The organism is Myxococcales bacterium (genome assembly GCA_016706225.1).
Taxonomy (GTDB): Bacteria; Myxococcota_A; Polyangia; order Polyangiales; family Polyangiaceae; genus JADJKB01.
On record JADJKB010000005.1, the window covers coordinates 91,207 to 108,190 of the forward strand.

General features: G+C 66.1%; 19 protein-coding genes and 1 tRNA gene. 15 read left to right on the top strand and 5 right to left on the bottom strand.

The annotated features are described in order from the left end of the window. The first annotated feature begins 50 nt into the window (after positions 1 to 50). The 4 genes from IPI67_08225 to IPI67_08240 all read left to right on the top strand — a co-directional run bounded on the left by IPI67_08225 (position 51) and on the right by IPI67_08240 (position 4,219). Positions 51 to 317 (top strand): hypothetical protein, encoded by a 267-nt coding sequence (locus tag IPI67_08225; protein ID MBK7580174.1) that lies wholly within the window; start codon positions 51 to 53, stop codon positions 315 to 317. A gap of 522 nt (positions 318 to 839) precedes the next feature. Further along, a complete protein-coding gene (locus tag IPI67_08230) occupies positions 840 to 2,108 on the top strand; it encodes a hypothetical protein (protein MBK7580175.1) in 1,269 nt (422 codons plus the stop codon). A 235-nt stretch (positions 2,109 to 2,343) separates the two neighbouring features. Beyond that, entirely contained in the window at positions 2,344 to 2,556 is a 213-nt protein-coding gene (locus tag IPI67_08235; protein ID MBK7580176.1) for a hypothetical protein, read from the top strand. Further along, positions 2,540 to 4,219 (top strand): recombinase family protein, encoded by a 1,680-nt coding sequence (locus IPI67_08240; GenBank protein ID MBK7580177.1) that lies wholly within the window; start codon positions 2,540 to 2,542, stop codon positions 4,217 to 4,219. The genes IPI67_08235 and IPI67_08240 overlap by 17 nt, the downstream gene beginning before the upstream one ends. On the opposite strand, the gene IPI67_08245 is transcribed toward IPI67_08240, so the two are convergent. Beyond that, positions 4,201 to 4,274, bottom strand: a tRNA-Met gene (locus IPI67_08245). The genes IPI67_08240 and IPI67_08245 overlap by 19 nt on opposite strands. Positions 4,275 to 4,411: 137 nt before the next feature. On the opposite strand from IPI67_08245, the gene IPI67_08250 reads away from it, so the two are divergent. From IPI67_08250 to IPI67_08260, 3 genes are all read left to right on the top strand, one after another. Continuing rightward, entirely contained in the window at positions 4,412 to 5,596 is a 1,185-nt protein-coding gene (locus IPI67_08250) for a hypothetical protein (GenBank protein ID MBK7580178.1), read from the top strand. Between the two features lie 247 nt (positions 5,597 to 5,843). After that, positions 5,844 to 6,185 (top strand): hypothetical protein, encoded by a 342-nt coding sequence (locus IPI67_08255; protein MBK7580179.1) that lies wholly within the window; start codon positions 5,844 to 5,846, stop codon positions 6,183 to 6,185. Positions 6,186 to 6,289: 104 nt separating this feature from the next. Next, positions 6,290 to 6,655, top strand: coding sequence for a hypothetical protein (locus tag IPI67_08260; protein ID MBK7580180.1), 366 nt, complete (start codon positions 6,290 to 6,292; stop codon positions 6,653 to 6,655). 15 nt (positions 6,656 to 6,670) lie between these two features. Here IPI67_08260 and IPI67_08265 read toward each other — a convergent pair whose 3' ends face one another. Continuing rightward, a complete protein-coding gene (locus IPI67_08265) occupies positions 6,671 to 6,916 on the bottom strand; it encodes a DUF3892 domain-containing protein (GenBank protein ID MBK7580181.1) in 246 nt (81 codons plus the stop codon). A 229-nt stretch (positions 6,917 to 7,145) separates the two neighbouring features. Here IPI67_08265 and IPI67_08270 point away from each other — a divergent pair, with 229 nt between their 5' ends. Beyond that, positions 7,146 to 7,844, top strand: coding sequence for a hypothetical protein (locus tag IPI67_08270; GenBank protein ID MBK7580182.1), 699 nt, complete (start codon positions 7,146 to 7,148; stop codon positions 7,842 to 7,844). Positions 7,845 to 7,914: 70 nt separating this feature from the next. Here IPI67_08270 and IPI67_08275 read toward each other — a convergent pair whose 3' ends face one another. Next, positions 7,915 to 9,537, bottom strand: a complete 1,623-nt coding sequence (locus IPI67_08275) for an ABC-F family ATP-binding cassette domain-containing protein (GenBank protein MBK7580183.1) — start codon at positions 9,535 to 9,537, stop codon at positions 7,915 to 7,917. Positions 9,538 to 9,715: 178 nt separating this feature from the next. Between IPI67_08275 and IPI67_08280 the strand changes: the two genes are divergently transcribed. The 7 genes from IPI67_08280 to IPI67_08310 are packed head-to-tail and all read left to right on the top strand — an operon-like array spanning position 9,716 to position 15,279. After that, positions 9,716 to 10,288, top strand: coding sequence for a MerR family transcriptional regulator (locus tag IPI67_08280; GenBank protein ID MBK7580184.1), 573 nt, complete (start codon positions 9,716 to 9,718; stop codon positions 10,286 to 10,288). 2 nt (positions 10,289 to 10,290) lie between these two features. Continuing rightward, positions 10,291 to 11,514: an IscS subfamily cysteine desulfurase gene (locus tag IPI67_08285; GenBank protein MBK7580185.1), complete on the top strand. Its 1,224-nt coding sequence runs from the start codon at positions 10,291 to 10,293 to the stop codon at positions 11,512 to 11,514. A gap of 21 nt (positions 11,515 to 11,535) precedes the next feature. Next, positions 11,536 to 11,982, top strand: a complete 447-nt coding sequence (iscU, locus tag IPI67_08290) for a Fe-S cluster assembly scaffold IscU (protein ID MBK7580186.1) — start codon at positions 11,536 to 11,538, stop codon at positions 11,980 to 11,982. Positions 11,983 to 12,000: 18 nt separating this feature from the next. Further along, positions 12,001 to 12,399: an iron-sulfur cluster assembly accessory protein gene (locus IPI67_08295; protein ID MBK7580187.1), complete on the top strand. Its 399-nt coding sequence runs from the start codon at positions 12,001 to 12,003 to the stop codon at positions 12,397 to 12,399. Between the two features lie 40 nt (positions 12,400 to 12,439). Continuing rightward, on the top strand, positions 12,440 to 12,976 hold the full coding sequence (hscB, locus tag IPI67_08300) for a Fe-S protein assembly co-chaperone HscB (GenBank protein ID MBK7580188.1): 537 nt from the start codon (positions 12,440 to 12,442) through the stop codon (positions 12,974 to 12,976). Positions 12,977 to 12,991: 15 nt separating this feature from the next. Next, positions 12,992 to 14,935 (top strand): Fe-S protein assembly chaperone HscA, encoded by a 1,944-nt coding sequence (hscA, locus tag IPI67_08305; protein MBK7580189.1) that lies wholly within the window; start codon positions 12,992 to 12,994, stop codon positions 14,933 to 14,935. Beyond that, positions 14,935 to 15,279, top strand: coding sequence for a 2Fe-2S iron-sulfur cluster binding domain-containing protein (locus IPI67_08310; GenBank protein MBK7580190.1), 345 nt, complete (start codon positions 14,935 to 14,937; stop codon positions 15,277 to 15,279). Before hscA ends, IPI67_08310 begins: the two co-directional genes overlap by 1 nt. Before the next feature lie 198 nt (positions 15,280 to 15,477). On the opposite strand, the gene IPI67_08315 is transcribed toward IPI67_08310, so the two are convergent. Both IPI67_08315 and dctP read right to left on the bottom strand, forming a co-directional pair. Then, a complete protein-coding gene (locus IPI67_08315) occupies positions 15,478 to 15,843 on the bottom strand; it encodes a hypothetical protein (protein ID MBK7580191.1) in 366 nt (121 codons plus the stop codon). A gap of 80 nt (positions 15,844 to 15,923) precedes the next feature. Beyond that, positions 15,924 to 16,976 carry a TRAP transporter substrate-binding protein DctP gene (gene dctP, locus IPI67_08320; GenBank protein MBK7580192.1) on the bottom strand — a complete coding sequence of 351 codons (1,053 nt, stop codon included), beginning with the start codon at positions 16,974 to 16,976 and terminating at the stop codon, positions 15,924 to 15,926. Positions 16,977 to 16,984 lie beyond the last annotated feature (8 nt).

The following is a 16,984-nucleotide window of genomic DNA, read 5'->3' on the forward strand; positions in this document are numbered from 1 at the left end:
TTTGCCTTGGCCTCGGTGAGTGGGATCGAAAGCGCCCCGACTTTCTCTGCGTGATCCAGAACATCACGAGCACCGAGAAAGTGACCTCTTCGGTCACGCAGATTCAGATCACTCACTCGGCTTTGGTGAAGGCGACGACGGCAGCCGCGCGGTGCACGGGCACATCGTCGACCACCACGGTGAAGCCTGCCCTGCCGGCCAGCGTCACCGGCTCACTGCCGGCGAAGGTGTCGCCGTTCCCGGCGACGAAGCTGATGATTGCGGTGAACTTCCCTGGCCCCGCGTACTGGTGGGGGGGCGACTCTCATCGTGGGTGATGAACCTCAGAGCTTGCGAAGCCCTTGAGGGGTGAACGCGAGTCGGGACGGCTTGAACGCATTCGAGGTGCGATCGAAGACCTCGGCGCCAGCCGCGCTTGGGCGAGCGCATCGTGACCACGGGCGGCTTCGACGTTCGCCTCGGCTCGCTGATGAGCAGCGTCGAGTCACATCGGCACTGAGCCCGACCTGCGGGGCGGTTGCCAAGGTCCAGAGGCGAACCGGGGCGAGATGGCGAGCAGCTGATCGGGGGGCGCTCCCGCGGCCCGCCGGCGCGGGACAAACCCCGCAAGACGCCTTGCCTGAGCCCGCTTCGCGACTCATCTTTAGCCGTCGGGCTCGACCTCGCTGCGCGGGGCCAGCGCGCCCGCGCTTTGCAGGAGGATATCTTCGATGCCGACCGACGCTGATCACCCCACCGTTCCAGGAGGCGAGGAGCCCGGGGGCGTTGCCGTCCCCGCTGGCGCGTCGGCAGCGCGCCCAAGGCCTCGGGTAGGGGACGCCCCGCTCAGCGTCGCCGACGTGCAGGCGCTTCTCGAGGTCAAGAGTCGCGCGACGGTGGTCAATTGGATCAAGAGCAAGCGTCTTCCCGCCACGATGGTCGATGGCAAGTACGTCATTCACTGGGCCGCGTTGAGCGTCGCGCCGCTGCTGACTCGGAAAGCGGTGCTGGCCAGGAGCGACGTATCGCAAGCCGGTATCAAGGTGGCAGAGTTGAGCAAGGCGATCGCTGACCGGCTCATTTCTCCGGCGGATCGAGGCATGTTCTCGCTCGATGACGTGAAGCGGCTGATCGCCCATGCGAACGGCGAGCCGATCGTGCCGCCCGTCGAGCCTGCGCTACCAGTAGAGCCGGAAGCCCCCGTGCATTCCAAGCCCGCGCCCTCGGCAACGCCCGCAAGTCGCGGCACCAAGCGCTGGCACGAGCTCCTTGGATACGTCATGGAACACGGGGACCCCGCGGGTCTCAGCGACGAATTCTGGGCTGCTCACACGCAGCCGCCGCGGTTCATCCCGCCTGCGGAGGTGTTCCTGTACCGGTTCATCGGCGAACCGTTCGTCTATCAGGGGAAGATCTACACGGCGGTTTCGCGCTCGGAAGGGTGGCAGCGCGGGTCCGACGGGTCGGCGGTGGCTGTCCCGTGGATTGAGCGCTACCAGGCGGTCGAGGGCGTCCACATCGAAGACGAGGATCCGGTGCCGTTCTTGACGGCGAACGCCCTCTACCGCGAGTGCGAACGCGCCTGGGTGCAGGCCTGGCGCGAGCATTGCGCCCGAACCGGCCGGCCGCTGAAGGGCGAGGATGGGCGCCGTGACCGGCGCGCAGTGCTCGAGCGCTACATCGTGGAGCAGTGGAGCCCTTCGGACCTTCCGCCGTGGTTCTGGGCCGTGCCGCAGGAACCTGAATTTGTCGCCCCTTTTGGCGAAGCGACGTACTCCTGGGGCCAGGTCTACATGAAGCTGTGGTCCGACGGGATCAAGTACCCGTACACGAAGATCCAGCGCTCGGAAGTGTGGGCCTGCGGCAACGACGGTGAGCCTGTTCTGCTCCCGCCTGGGAGGGTCGACGAGGTGGCCGGCGCGCACGAGGGTGGGGATCCGCTGCCCGAAACGTGGGCCGCAGGAAATCACCGCTACGAATGGGCGCGCCACGAGTGGGCGCAGTGCTACCAGCTGTTCGGTCCGCGGCCCGAAGCCGCAACGACAACGACAACTCAGCGAGGAGATGCTGGCGATGTCCAGGTGGATTCGACCGCGGATCCGTCGGTGAACGGCCCCATTCAGCACTAGCGCAGGCTCGCTCTAGCGGCTGATGTGACCCGATATTGGACGCGGACGGACGTCGCCCCGACGGCGTCGTGCGCGCGTCGAGAGCGCAGCCTGGACGGGGGTTGGCGGTTCTCGTCGCTGGTTTGACCGAGTATTGACGGCTGCTGCCGCTGTCGTGGTCGCGGATTGACGCGGCAGTGGCGCCGGTTTGCGAGGCGAATTTCCGGGCGCCGCGGGGGAAGCTTCCTCTGCCGAAGTGCGAAACAGAGCCCACGACCTCGGAGCCGGACTGGCCGCTCGCCGTGAGGGCGTTGGGCGAGCTGCCGATCTCGAATCGGCGTCGCCGGAGCTGTCGGATATACTCGCGCTCGTGGACGAGATCGCTGTGCTCGCCGCCGACCTCTGGTTCGCGGGCGAGCTGGACCATTTTCGCGTCGAAAAGGAGCTGCCTGGTGCCGAGGACGACTGAGGACGGAATCGCGGTTGCGGTCTACTCTCGGTTTTCTACGGACCGTCAGGACGCGCGTTCGATTGACGATCAGATTCGCCGCTGCCGAGCCTATGCAACGAGCTGGGGGTACCGCGTCGTCGCCGAGTACAAGGATGCCGCGATCTCGGGCGCCCACGTCGAGCGCGCAGAGATGCAGCGCCTGCTCGCCGCGGCGCGCTCGAGAGGTGGCCCGCCGTTCCGAGCGGTCCTGGTCGACGATCTCTCCAGGCTGTCGCGCGACCTCGGAGACACGTGGCAAATCGTGTTCCGCGACCTCGCCTCGGCGGACGTGAAGGTGGTCGACGTGACGACCGGCTTGGCCTCGGATGGCGCCGGCGCGCGGCTCACCTTCGGCGCGATGGCGCTGGTCAACGACACGTTCCTTCAGCTCGTGCGCGCCGAGACGCACCGCGGGCTTGAAGGGCGTGCCCTTGGCGGTTTCTGGACCGGTGGCAGATGCTACGGTTACTCGACGGTCACCGAAGAGAACCCGCCCGACCCCGAGCACCCCAGGAAGCGTTCCGTGATCGAGCCCGTCGAGGCGGCGCTGGTCGTACGGGTGTTCCGCCTCTTCGCCAACGGCTCTTCGTTGAAGAAGATCGCGTCTACGCTCAATGAGGAGGGACTCGCGGCGCCGAACGATGGCGGGCGTGGCAACAAGAAAGGCCACGGCTGGGGCCACACGACGATCCGGGCAATGCTGTGCAACGAGCGGTACCTTGGCCGCTTCACCTGGAACCAATCGAAGTGGGTCCGCGTTCCCGGACGCAAGAGCCGCCGGCGCGTGAAGCGGCCCGAGGCGGAGTGGGTCTCGCACGAGTACCCCGAGCTCGCGATCGTTCCGAGGGATCTGTGGGACGCTGCGCAGGCTCGCTTCCGCCGTGTGTACGCGACGGCGAGGGGTCGCCCCGCCGGTACAGGGCATCACGTTCACCTTGTCTCCGGCCTCATGCGCTGCGGGGTCTGCGGGGGCAGCATGACGATTGTCGGACGGAAGGCGAAGGCCGGCGTCTCCTACGCCAGATTCGGCTGCACTGCCCACGCCTCGCGAGGCGCCTCGATCTGCGCGAATTCGCTGTCGGTCTCGGAGAAGAAGGCGTCCCGAACGCTGGTCAACGCGTTGAAGGAGAAGCTCGACCGGCCCGAGGTCATGGAGCGCTTCGTGTCGACGTTCAAGCAGCGGGCGGCGAGCCTGCGCAGCGGGGCGGGCGTGAACGGAGCGGACGACGTCGAACGCCGTGTCCGCGACTGCGAGCGCCGCGTCGCGAACCTGACGGAGTCCCTGGCCAAGCTGGGGTGGTCCGACGCGCTGGCCTCAAAGCTCCGCGAGGAAGAGGCGCAGCTGGGCAAGCTCAAGTCCGAGCGTTCCGTAGCGGCCAAGGAGCGTGGGCCGCGCGTCGTGCCGCATCCGGCCGCGATAGCCGCCTACCTGAAGAACCTCCTCGCTCTCCTCGAGACCGACCCGGTCCGTGGCCGCGAGCTCCTCTCGCGGTTCGTTGCGCCGATTGTGATGACGCCAGAAACCGAAGGCCCCGTCCGCCGCTATCGGGCAACCGGGGCCTTCAATCTTTCGTTTTTCCTGGCCGGTGCTGCTGCCAGCGAAAGTGGGTCAGGAAAGTCGGGTTGCGCGGGCAGGATTTGAACCTACGACCTTCGGGTTATGAGCCCGACGAGCTACCAGGCTGCTCCACCGCGCGGGCGCACTCTACCCGGGGGCGACTGAGTGTCAAGATGGGTTTCGGGGGCGGCGGGTTGGGGGAAACGACGCGGAGTTTTCAGCGAAATGGCCATGGTGGCCGGACGGTGTGACCGAGCAGGGTACACTTGGCCGTTCATGCGCTACCTCGCCGCTTCGTTCCTCGCACTCGCTGGTTTTGGTTGTTCGTCAGAGGACGCGGCGGAGGGCGGCTCCGCCAACGAACAACTCTCCTTCCACTACGAGGCCGACATCGACGCCGGCGACGAGATCCAGAAGTGCCGCTTCACCGCCATGCCGAGCGACCGCGGAGAGCTTGCCATCGGCAACATCAGCCACACTTACACAGCGGGTAGTCACCACTTCCTCATCTACCGCACCGAGCTCACCGAGATGCCCGCGGGAGGCGAAGAGCTGGTGGACTGTGACGAGAGCGGTTGGATGAACCACGTGCGCGGCGTCGTGTACGCCGCGCAGGAGACCAAGGGTCGGTTCGAGCTGCCGCCGGCGGTCGCCCAGATGTTTGCGCCAGGCGAGATTGTCTTGGTCCAGACACACTATCTGAACACCGACAGCGCACCCCTCCACGCCAGCATCGACTTCAAAATGGAGCTGCGCGATCCCGCGACCATCACCACCGAGGCCGGCGTGTTGTTCTTCTACAACCCCGCCATCTACGTGCCGGCCGCCAGCAAACACACCGCAGAGCTCAGCTGTCCGCTGCCCGAAACCGCGAACCTTGCCTTCGCGACCTCCCACATGCACTGGCGCGGCGTGAAATTTCGGGCCGAGAGCACCGATCCCGCCCTCACGGCCTCGCTCGGGCCGCTGTTCGAGACCAGCGAGTGGTCGGAGCCGGTGCCGCGCGCGTTTCCAGCCGACGCCCCCGCCGTGTTACCCGCGGGCAGCTCGATCCAATATCACTGCGACTTCGACAACCCGGAGCCGACCGGCATCGTGCAGGGGCTGAGCGCCGATACCAACGAGATGTGCATGTTCGTCGGCATGTACTGGCCGCGTCAGGCCCGCGCGACGGAGTTCTGCTTCGCCGGCGCGGTGACCAGTGCCGGCACCGCGTCGGCGCTCGAGACCCTGAAGTGCATGGTCGCCTGTGGCGGCAAAGGGGACGCAGCCTGCACGGGCCCGTGTTGGGATGCCGCCTGCCCCAAGGCGTCGACCGCGGTCATGGCCATCACCCGTTGTCTGGGGAATGCTTGTTCGCCCGACTGTTACCTGGCGCCTGAAGGCAAAGAGTGCGCGACTTGCGCCAAGGCGAAGTGCCCCGAGGAATACGAGCGCTTCGTCAACACCAGCTGTCAGTGAGGCGACGCGCGGCGCAAAGAGAAGGGCTGCCGTCGGCCTTCGGCACCACAAACCTGGGCGGGTGGGGCAGTTGCGGTGTGTGTGGATCCGGCTAGAGTGTCTGGGTTCACCAAGGTGCGAGCCCGCGGTCCACGTGACCCCAGCGACTTCTGCCTCCACGTGAAGTGCGGAAGGGTCTTCCGCGCCCCCAAACCAAGCATTGTGGCGCTGGCCGCAGCGTCACCGATCCCCCGAGCCCAAGCAAAACGTGTCCCGCCACACCCCCTCAGCAGCCGATGCCCAGAAGCTTCGCATCGTCATGCAGTATCGAGAGAAGAACGGGATGGCGTACGAGCTCGAGCACAACGGCACCCAGCTCACCGTGCGCGTCGCGCCGCGTTCGAATGAAGACGACCCGGCAGACTGGTGCATCGAGGCGCGAGTCGGCCGAGAAAAAGACGCCGACTGTGTCTCGGGCTGGGCGGTTACGCGACGCGAGGCGCTGCAAGAGGTCGGCCGCCGCTGGGTGTCCAACGAGCTGACTCACGGGCTGCCCAGCTTCGACTGGGAAGCGGTGGCCAAGGCACTGAGCGACGTACGAGCCCTCTGAAACGAAATGAACGGCCCAACCATGAGTTCGTGTTGAACAAGTTCGAGCCGGCCAAAGGCCGGGCCCTCCCCCACTCCAAAGTGATTCTCGAGGTTCGTCGCAAAATGAAAGACAAACGTGTTGGCGTCTTCAAAAAAGCCCTGGAAGAGCTGGTGGAGTCCCTCGACGCCACAGTCCGCCTGGCCCAGTGGGACGGCACGGAGAGTGTTCCCGATCCCCTGAAGGACAGCGCTTCGAGCCTGATGGCGCGACTCGGTACCGCCGACCGCCTGGCGGCGGGGGTGTTCAAGGGGACCATCGCCGACGTGGCACGCGTGACCGCGCTGACCGACGCGATGCGCCGCCTCGAAGTCGCGTACGTCTCGTACCGAAAGAACTCCGGGGGCGCCGCCGGCAACGGCGACAAAGCCACACGCGAGCTGAGTACGACCCTCGACGAGGTCAAAGCCCAGAGCCTGTCGCCGGACTGACTCGCTGCACGACCGTCAGGTCGTGGGCAGGTTGTTCAGGTTGTTCTCGCTCGCTTCGTCGGTCGTGGTCTGGAGCGAGCCCGCCGATACGCGAACGTAGGTTCGTCTCTCGGCCTCTTTCACGTAGTAGCTCTTCTTGCTGCTGTTGATGTCCCGGATGACATCCGTCGCCTTGCGCGGCGACCAAGGCTGCCCCGCGTGGCACAGCGCGACGATCTTTCCGTTTCGGTCCCGCTTCGTCGTAGTCACTCTGCGATCCATGCTCGTCTCCGTCGCCACGCTTGGCGCAAACCTGCCAGTGTTTCCGTGCAGCGGGCTCGAGGCTCGTGGACGAGGCACCCCTCAACGCACGGGAAACCTCAACTTGCGCCCGATCGCGGCTCGGCGCAAGTCGGGTCGCTGAATGTTCCAAGCTTTGCCGCCACAAACCACGTATACGAACCCGAGCCCTGACCGCCCCACGACGCTCGTGGCTCAGGCCCGACCTCTCATGCGACTACTCTTTGCACTGTTCGACCGGTTGGCGGTCACCCTGTTCGACGGTAGGGCGCGTCGCATTCGCGGCTTGGTCGCCACCGTCTACGTGATGCTCGCGCTACTCGCGTTGATGCAGCTCGTCAGCCCAGGAGCTCTCGAGCGCATCGCGTCGCAGCCCGTGGGCGTCGGACTGCTGGCGGTGTTGTGTGCGCTACTGGTGGTGAACGGCCTGTTCGTGATCGGTGGCGTTGCGCTCTGGCGCTCGGAGAGTGCGCTCGACCTGGGCGTCGGCGATGCGTTGCTCAATTTTTCCCTGGCGGTCGCCGGGCTCAACCTGCTGTTCGGCAAATTGCTCGTCTCCGATTCGGTCGGGGCGCTCTGGGTCGGCGGTGCAGGTCTCGCTACCGCCGGTGCGGGCCTCTACCGTGTGGCGCTGGCGCTCTGGAATCGCCCGCCCGTGGTGCCGGACACGGTCCCCTACCGTCCAGCGCGGGCGCGGCGCTCGAGTCAGCTGGTCCGTGGCGCGGTCTTCATCACGCTGGGCGCGCTGCAGTTCGTGGCAGCTGCCGGAAACCTGACCGAGCAGAGCCTGCTAGCCCAGAGCGGCTTGGTCGCCCTCGGGCTGCTCGCCGGTGCAACACTCGCCCTCGGCGGCTACGCGGCCCACATGCTCTGGTCGATGAACGCCGAGGACTCGTTCGGGTTCTCCTGACGGCTCGGGCCGCGCGCCCAGCGCATGCTCTCTGGGCGGAGCAGTTTGAGCTTCGCCGCGACGCGAGGCGTCAGCCCCGCATGCCGGGTGCTTCGTAGCCGACCTCGGACACGTACTCGGCGTAGCCGCCACCGAAGCTGCGCACGCCCTCCGGCGAGACCTCGAGCACACGATTCGAGAGCAAGCGCAGGAAGTGACGATCGTGGGACACGAACAACATCGTGCCGTCGTAGCCAGCCAGCGCTTCGATCAGCATCTCTTTCGTCGCGAGGTCCAGGTGGTTGGTGGGTTCGTCGAGCACGAGGAAGTTCGGCGGGTCGTAGAGCATGAGCGCCAGGACCAGCCGCGCCTTCTCGCCGCCCGACAGGATCTTGCAGGGTTTCTCCACGTCCTCTCCGGGAAAGCCGAACACCCCGGCTAGTGTCTTCAACGAACCCACCGTGGCGTGGGGAAACTTCCCGATCAACATGTCCCAGACGCTGCTCGCGGGATCCAGGAGCTCCATCGAGTGCTGGGCGAAGTAGCCGAGCTTCACGCTGGCGCCGACGGTCACGCGCCCCGCGTCGGGCTCCGTGCTCCCCGCGATGAGCTTGAGCAGTGTGCTCTTGCCCGCGCCGTTGATGCCCATCACACACCAGCGCTCCTTGCGGCGGATCAGCAGATCCAGCCCGTCGTAGATCACGCGGGAGCCGTAGGCCTTCTTCACGCCGTCTAGCTTGGCGACGTCATCGCCGGAGCGGGGTGACTCCGAAAAGTCGAAGCGCAGCTTCTTGCGGCGGATGGGCGGCTCGACCCGCTCGATCTTCTCCAGCTTCTTCACCCGCGACTGGACCTGCGCGGCGTGGCTGGCCCGGGCCTTGAAGCGGGCGATGAATGCCTCTTCTTTGGCGAGCATCGCCTTCTGGCGCTCGAACTCACTCTGCTGCTGGGCGTCAAGCAGCGCGCGCTGGGCGAGATAACTCTCGTAGTCTCCAGTGAAGCTCGTCAGCTCTCCGCCATCGATCTCGACGATGCGATTGACGAGTCGGTTCAGGAACTCGTGATCGTGCGAGGTCATGATCAGCGCGCCGTCGAAGCCCTTGAGGAACTGCTCGAGCCACAGGATCGATTCGAGATCGAGATGGTTCGTCGGTTCGTCGAGCAAGAGCGCATCCGGCCGCATCAAGAGGATGCGTGCGAGCGCAACCCGCATCTTCCAGCCGCCGGAGAGCGCGCCGACGTCGCCGTCCATCACCTCGGCGGAGAACCCGAGGCCAGCCAAGATCTCCCGAGCGCGGGCGTCGAGGGCGTAACCACCGAGCTCCTCGAAGCGGGCCTGGGCGTCGCCGAACTCTTCGATCAGACGGTCCATCTGATCCACCAACTCTGGGTCGGCCAGTTGGTGCTCGAGCTCCGCGAGGCGCTGGGCCACCTCGGAGACCGGGCCCGCGCCGTCGAGGGTCGCGGAGACCACACTCTGGCCCTGCATGTCCCCGACGTCCTGGCTGAAGTACCCGACGGTCGTGCCCTTATCGACCATCACCTGGCCGGCATCGGGGTCCTCTTCCTTGACGATCATGCGGAAGATCGTTGACTTGCCCGAGCCGTTCGGCCCGACGAGGCCCACACGATCGCCGCGAAACACCGCGAAGGAGGCGTCGGCAAACAGGATCTGTTTTCCGTGTTGTTTGGCGACGGAGTCCAGGCGGAGCATGCCGGCCGGCGTTTCTCATGGCAGACCCCTCGTGTCGAGCCGAGTCGGCGGCGAGCCTCCCGAAGCGGTGGAATCAGCTGGAATGTCGCTGGGCTTGACGCGCTCTGGGTCGGCAGCTAAGACAATCAAAGCGCAACCCTAACGCATGCGTAAGGGTTATACCCCACACGTCCGACCCATGGCCCGCAAAGTCCGCCTCAACATCGCACCCGCGCTGCACGAGCATGAGCACGAGCGCTCGCCGCTGGCAGAGCCACGGGTGGACGAGCTCGGCGTGAGCCCGGACGCCGTGCTCTTGGTGGGTGACCTCGCGAAGTCGACCGGCAAGACCGTGCGTGCGATTCACCTGTACGAGGACCTCGGCCTGTTGCGTCCTCACGAGCGCAGCAAGGGGCGCTACCGGATCTTCGGACCCGACGCGCTGATCCGTGTGCGCTGGATCACGAAGCTGCAGTCGCTCGGATTCTCGCTCTCGGAGATCAAGGAGCTGGTGAAGGCTCAGGGCGACTCGGAGAGCGCGAAGCTCGCGGCCAGCCGCCTGTCGGAAGTCTATCTGGCAAAGCTCGCCGAGACCCGGGCCAAGGTCGACGAGCTGAAGCAGCTCGAGGAAGAGCTGGTCGACAGCCTGAACTACCTGAGTACTTGTGGATCCGCTTGTGAGCCTCGCGTGTCGGTGCACGCCTGTCCGACTTGTGAGCGTCACCCCGCGGAGAACGCGCCCGACCTGGTTGCCGGCGCCCAGACGCACTGAACATGGCCCTCAAATTCCCCATCTACATGGACAACCACGCGACGACGCGGGTCGACCCGCGCGTCGTGGAGGCAATGCTGCCGTTCTTCAACGAGACCTTCGGCAACGCTGCGAGCCGTACCCACGCGTTCGGCTGGGAAGCCGAGGCGGCAGTCGAGGACGCGCGCGAGACCATTGCTGGGCTGATCAACGCCGAGAGCGGCAAAGAGATCGTGTTCACCTCCGGCGCCACCGAGAGCGACAACCTCGCGATCAAGGGCGTCGCCGAGTACTACAAATCCAAAGGCAACCACATCGTCACCACGGTGATCGAGCACAAGGCCGTGCTCGACTCGTGCAAACGCCTCGAGAAGCAGGGTTACGAGGTCACCTACGTCAACGTGGGGACCGACGGCCTGGTGGACCCGGACGACATTCGTCGCGCGCTGACTGACAAGACCATCTTGGTCAGCGTGATGCTGGCCAACAACGAGGTCGGCACGATCCAGCCCATCGGTGAGATCGGCAAGATCACCCGCGAGCGTGGGGTGCTGCTCCATAGCGACGCAGTGCAGGGCATTGGCAAGGCGGAGTTCGACGTGCGCGCCATGAACGTCGACCTGGCGTCGCTGACGGCCCACAAACTCTATGGCCCCAAGGGTGTCGGAGCGCTGTACGTGCGGCGGAGCAAGCCGAGGGTGCGGCTGGCGGCGCAGATGGACGGCGGCGGGCACGAGCGTGGCAACCGCTCCGGTACGCTGAACGTGCCGGGCATCATCGGCTTCGCCAAGGCGTGTGAGCTCTTGAAGCGCGAGGGCAAGGCCGAGAACGAGCGCATCCGTGCACTGCGCGAGCGGCTGCACCAGGGCATCGGCAAGGTGCTCGACGAGGTGGTCCTGAACGGCCACCCCGAGAAACGCCTGCCCGGCAACCTGAACCTCTCCTTCTCTTTCGTCGAGGGTGAGGGCTTGATGATGGCGATCAAGGACGTGGCGGTCTCCAGCGGCTCGGCGTGCACCAGCGCCAGCCTGGAGCCGAGCTACGTGCTGCGCTCGATGGGGCTCGACGAAGAGCTGGCCCACTCGAGCATTCGATTTGGTCTTGGGCGCTTCAATACCGAAGAAGAGGTCGACTACGTGATCGAGCTCGTCGTCGGCAAGGTGAAGAAGCTCCGAGACATGTCCCCGCTCTACGAGATGTTCAAAGAGGGCATCGACCTGAAGAGCATTCAATGGGTTCCCCACTGAGCCCTAGCCGAGGATTTTCCCATGGCCTACAGCGACAAAGTCATCGAACACTACGAAAATCCCAAGAATGTGGGGACCCTCGACAAGGAGGACCCCAACGTCGGAACGGGATTGGTCGGCGCTCCCGCGTGTGGCGACGTGATGCGGCTTCAAATCAAGGTCAGCGACGAAGGGATGATCGAAGACGCGCGCTTCAAGACCTTCGGATGTGGCTCGGCCATCGCTTCGAGCTCGCTGGCGACGGAGTGGATCAAGGGCAAACACATCGACGAGGCCCAGACCATCCAGAACAGCCAGATCGCCGAGGAGCTCAACCTGCCTCCGGTGAAGATCCACTGCTCGGTGCTCGCGGAAGACGCCATCAAGAGTGCGATCGAGGATTTTCGCCAGAAGCGCGCGGCGCGTCAGGCGCTGGCGGGCTCGGCGGGCGCCGAGCAGCCCGCGGCACGAGCGAAGGGCGCGGAGTGAGCGGATTGCCGGATGACCATGCAAGCCATGACGACAGAGTCCAGTGCAAGTGAACCCCCGCGGCCGGCCGAGTCGGAGCGCAAGCTCTCGCTCTTGATCACCGACAAGGCGGCGGAGTTTGCCCGTCAGAAGCTGGCGAAGCGTGGTACGCCAGAAGCGGCGATCCGCCTGGGCATCAAAGGCGGGGGCTGCTCGGGTTTCAGCTACGTCATTGCCTTCGAGGACGAGGCGCCGCGGGAGCGCGACCGGGTGTTCGAGGCGGACGGGGTGCGGTTCATCGTCGACAAAAAGAGCCTGATCTACCTGGCCGGCTCGGCCCTCGACTTCGAGAAGACGTTGATGTTTCAGGGGTTCAAGTTCCGGAACCCGAACGAAGCCACGAGCTGCGGCTGCGGGCATTCCTTCACCGTGAAGTAGACGACAACTCCGCCGAGCACGCCTCGGCGGGCCGCCGGCCATGCACGACCCATTCGCGACCTTGGGGCTCGAGCCCCGCTTCGATCTCGACCTCGAGGAGGCGGAGCGCCGCCATCGCGAGCTGAGTCGCACGCTGCACCCCGATCGCTACTCTGGCAGCCCACCGGCGGAGCGTCGTGCGGCGTTGGGGAAGGCCATCGAGGTGAACGCGGCCTGGCGGGCGCTCAAGGATCCGATCCGCCGTGGCGAGGCGTTGCTCGTGCGCTTGGGCGTCCACGTCGAAGAGGGGCAGGAGCCGAAACCCGAGCCGACGCTGCTGTTCGAGATGATGGAAAAACGCGAGGAGCTCGCGGCAGCGGGCAAACACAAGGACATGGCGCGGCTCGCCGCGCTGGTCGCCGAGATGAAGGCGCGCGAAGCGAGCGCAACCCGCGCGCTCGGTGCGGAGTTCGAGCGCGCTGCCGAAAACGGGGGCGCGTTGGCGCACACCCCGGCGCTGCTGACGGGGCTGGGAGAGCTGCGCTACGTCCGCCGGTTTCTCGACGAGGCTGCGGCCATCGAGGACGAGCTCGGCTGAGCCGGACCAGGAATCATGGTGCTACTCGACATCTTCGATCCCAAGGCTCCGCCTAGGCCGATCGGCATCGATCTGGGGACGACGAACAGCATCGTCGCGCACATGCGCGACGAGAGGCCGGTGGCTCTCCTCACTTGTGACGGAACGGCGCTGTTGCCGAGTGTCGTGTACTACGGCGAGCACGGGAACGTGGTCGTGGGTGCGTCGGCCAGGGCGTACGCGACGCTGCATCCCGCGCAGACCATCGCGAGCGTGAAGCGTTTCATGGGGCGTGGCGCCAATGACGCGGAGACGACCCGGCTCGGCACCTACCGATTCAAGGCTCCGGTGAGCGAGGCGGACTCCAAGGTCGTGCGCTTCGACGTGGGGGACGGCAAGGTGGTCACGCCAGTGGAGACAAGCGCAGAGATCTTGAAGAGCCTGAAGTCGAGCGCGGTCGATCAACTGGGCGCGGTCGGCGGTGCGGTCGTGACGGTGCCGGCTTACTTCGATGATGCACAACGCCAGGCCACGAAGGACGCGGGGCGGCTGGCGGGGCTCGACGTAGTCCGACTGCTCAACGAGCCGACGGCCGCAGCGCTGGCCTACGGCCTCGACAAGAAGCAAAATGGCCTGTTTGCGGTCTACGATCTGGGGGGCGGTACCTTCGACATCACGATCTTGCGCCTGGAGGACGGGGTGTTTCAGGTCAAGAGCACCGGCGGCGACAGCGCCCTGGGCGGCGACGACATGGACCGGCTCCTGGCCGAAGAAATGCTGTCTGCGATGAGCGGAGGCGCGGAAACAGCTCGAGCACCCGAGCTGGTTGGACTGGCTCTCGGGGCGGCGCGGCAAGCCAAACACGCACTGACCGACGCTGCCGAGGTGACCGTCGAGCTGCCAGGGCGGACCTCCACGACGGTGGAACATCGCGTGACCCGCGATCACCTCGACGAGCTGATCCAGCCGCTTCTGGAGCGCACCGGTCGAGCATGCCGGCGCGCGCTGCGTGATGCGGAGGTCGAGGCGAATGAGCTGGACGGTGTGATCTTGGTCGGCGGCTCGACGCGCGTTCCCCGGGTACGCGCGTACGTCAAAGAGCTCTTCGGCAAGGAGCCGCTCGGCGACATCGATCCCGAGCTGGTGGTGGCCTATGGAGCGGCGGTTCAGGCGCAGTTGCTCGCGGATTCGAGCGACGAAGTGCTCCTGCTCGACGTGTTGCCGCTGTCTCTGGGCGTGGAGACCATGGGCGGTGGCATCGACAAGATCTTGCCGCGCAACACCACCATTCCGGCCGGTGCGCGCTCCACTTTCACTACCTACGCGGACAACCAGACGGGGTTCGAGATCCACGTCGTGCAGGGGGAGCGCGAGCTGGCGAAGGACTGCCGCTCCCTGGCGCGCTTCACCCTGAAGGGGATCCCGCCCATGCCGGCGGGCCTGGCGCGGCTGGAAGTGACGTTCCACGTGGACGAAAACAACCTGCTCAAGGTCGAGGCCAAAGAGCTGACCACCGGCGCATATCAAGAGGTGGACGTTCGGCCGAGCTACGGGCTCTCCGACGATCAGGTCGAGCAGATGCTGCTGGACGCCCTGGACCACGGTGAAGCGGACTTCGAAGCCCGACGCCTGGCCGACGCGAAGGTCGAAGGCTCGCGCATGCTCCTGGCGACGAACAAAGCCCTGGTCGCGGACGCCGATCTCCTGGAGGCGGACGAAGGGCAGCGCGTCGAGCGCGCAATGCGCGAGCTCGAGCAGGCGATCGAGAGCGCCGAGAAGGTCTCGCGAGTGCAGAGCCGCATCGACGAGCTCGACGACGCAACCCACGCCTGGGCCGGGCGGCGCATGAACCGCGCGATTCAGGCGGCCATCGGAGGCAAGAGCGTGGATAGCGTCGGCGAGAGTGTGGCGAACGCGCGCGGAGTCGAGGCCCACCTGGTCGAGCACGGCGCGCTGCCGACCAAAGAGGAGACGGGCTGATGGCCACGGTTCGATTCGTCGATCAAGGCGTCGAGGTCGAGGTGCCGTTGGGGACTTCACTGCTCGAGGCAGCGCAGCTCGGCAAGGCGCCGGAGGGCTCCGCCTGCGGCGGTGTGTGTGCCTGTTCGACCTGCCACGTCTACATTGCCAAGGGCGCGGAGCTCCTGAGCGAGGCGGAGGAAGACGAGGAAGACATCCTCGACAAAGCCTTCGACGTGCGCATGAACTCACGCCTCGGCTGTCAGTCGAAGATCGTGCGCGAGGGTGTGATCGAGCTGAGCATCAGCAAGGAGAGCCTCGAGGCCTTCTACAACGAACACCCCGACGTGCCGCGGCCGGGGTGACGACGGTTGTCGAGGCCGTCAAGCGGCGACGGCTCAGAACACAAGACCAGTGACCGGTGCCCGCGCCGAGGGTGAGGGCGCACCGGTTCGCGCCTTGCCGCTGCGTCCGCCGGCCCCCGTGCAGCCGTCTGCCCGACCGCTGAGCAGCGCGGCGCCCGCGCCGGGTGTGGACCCGAAGTGGGGAGTGCCGGTTCCGGTTCAGTGAGCGTGGGCGCTCGGGTAGAACGTCAGCCCGGCATCCGACGCCGCGTGGGAGGCGCTCCACTGGACGGGTTGGACGGGCTCGAAGGGTTCAACGCAGACCAGGGCCGCACCGCCCGGTGGTTGGGCGCCGGCGTCTCGGGTGGATGGCTGGGAACGGGGCAGGCTGGAGAGCACCTTCGCGCGGAGTTTGTCGCCGGCCTCCAGCAGCTCTTTGCCCGCTTCGCGCGCCGGTTGGGTGTCGACGATCGCAGCCAGGTGCTCGAGCGCGGTCTTCTTGCCGAGCGGGACGAAGGCAAAGCCGAGCAGGGCGAAGAGCCCCACACCGAGCTCGAGCACGCGGCGTCCGATGCGGGTGACCACCGTTCGACATGGTAGCCGTACGCTCAGTGGGGCATGAACTTGGCGGGGACGCAGCTGCGCCCGCGTGGCGCCGCCCGCGCTCAGCCTTTGCCGGTGAGCTTCAGCACACGTTCCACGAGCTCACTCGAAAACGTGCCCTTGGAGAGCTGTTTCACCGCAGGCACGATGAGCTTGCGCCACTCTTCACGGTCCTCCGGGGACAGGTCCACCACGGTCATCTTCTTGGAGATCCGTGTGTAAGCCGCGGCGTCGAGCTTTCGCACGCGGTCTTTGTTCACCTCCGCCGCGCGTTTCTGCAGAGCCCAGAAGATCACCTGCAGGTCCTTGGGAAGATCGTCGAGCGCCTTCTTGCGAAACACGGTGCCACCGACTGCACACACGCTGGCCCTCGACGAGACGTGATCCAGGAGGGGTGTCCACTGCAGTGCCTCGGCGGCCAGTGCGGGCGCGCTGAGTGCGTCGATCTTGCCTGACCTGAGCGCGGGCAGAACCTCCGGGGGTGAGAGCGGCGTGGGGACGACACCGCTGATCGAGGTGTAGATGGCAGGCCCGATGGGCTCGTTGCGCCAGACCAGCGGATGCCTACCCTTGAGGTCACTCGGCCGCTTGAGCGTGAAGCCGCGGGTCCACTGGCGCGCCAATCCGAGATCGCCCCAGCCAACGACCTGATATCCGGCCTTCTCGAAGCGCTTCTCGAGATCCGGCGCCAGATCGGCGCGCACCTTGTCGAGCAGTGCCCAGGAGTCGACGACCCCAGGCAGCTGCAGCACGAGCACGTCCTTCGTGATCCGGCTCATGCCAACGGAGGTGAGCGCCGCGCCATCGAGCGAGCCGGTCTTCATCTTGGAGACCATCGTGTCTTCGTTGCCTTGTGAGGCGTTGTAGAAGACTTCGAGATCGAGCTTGCCGCCGCTCTTCTGGGAGAGCGCCTTCTGCCAGACCTTGAACACCTTGCCCCAGGCCGAGTTCTTCGGGGCCAAGGTGGCGACGCGGAGTTTGTGGCTGTCTTCGGCTCGGCTCGGCGCGGCGGACGCTAGCAAGAGAGCTGCAACGGCCGCGGCCGCAAAGACCCGCTGTGCTCCGCGAGAACGGACAGCGCGTACGTCGCGCGATAGTGGCATGAGATTGGACATGGGCGCGC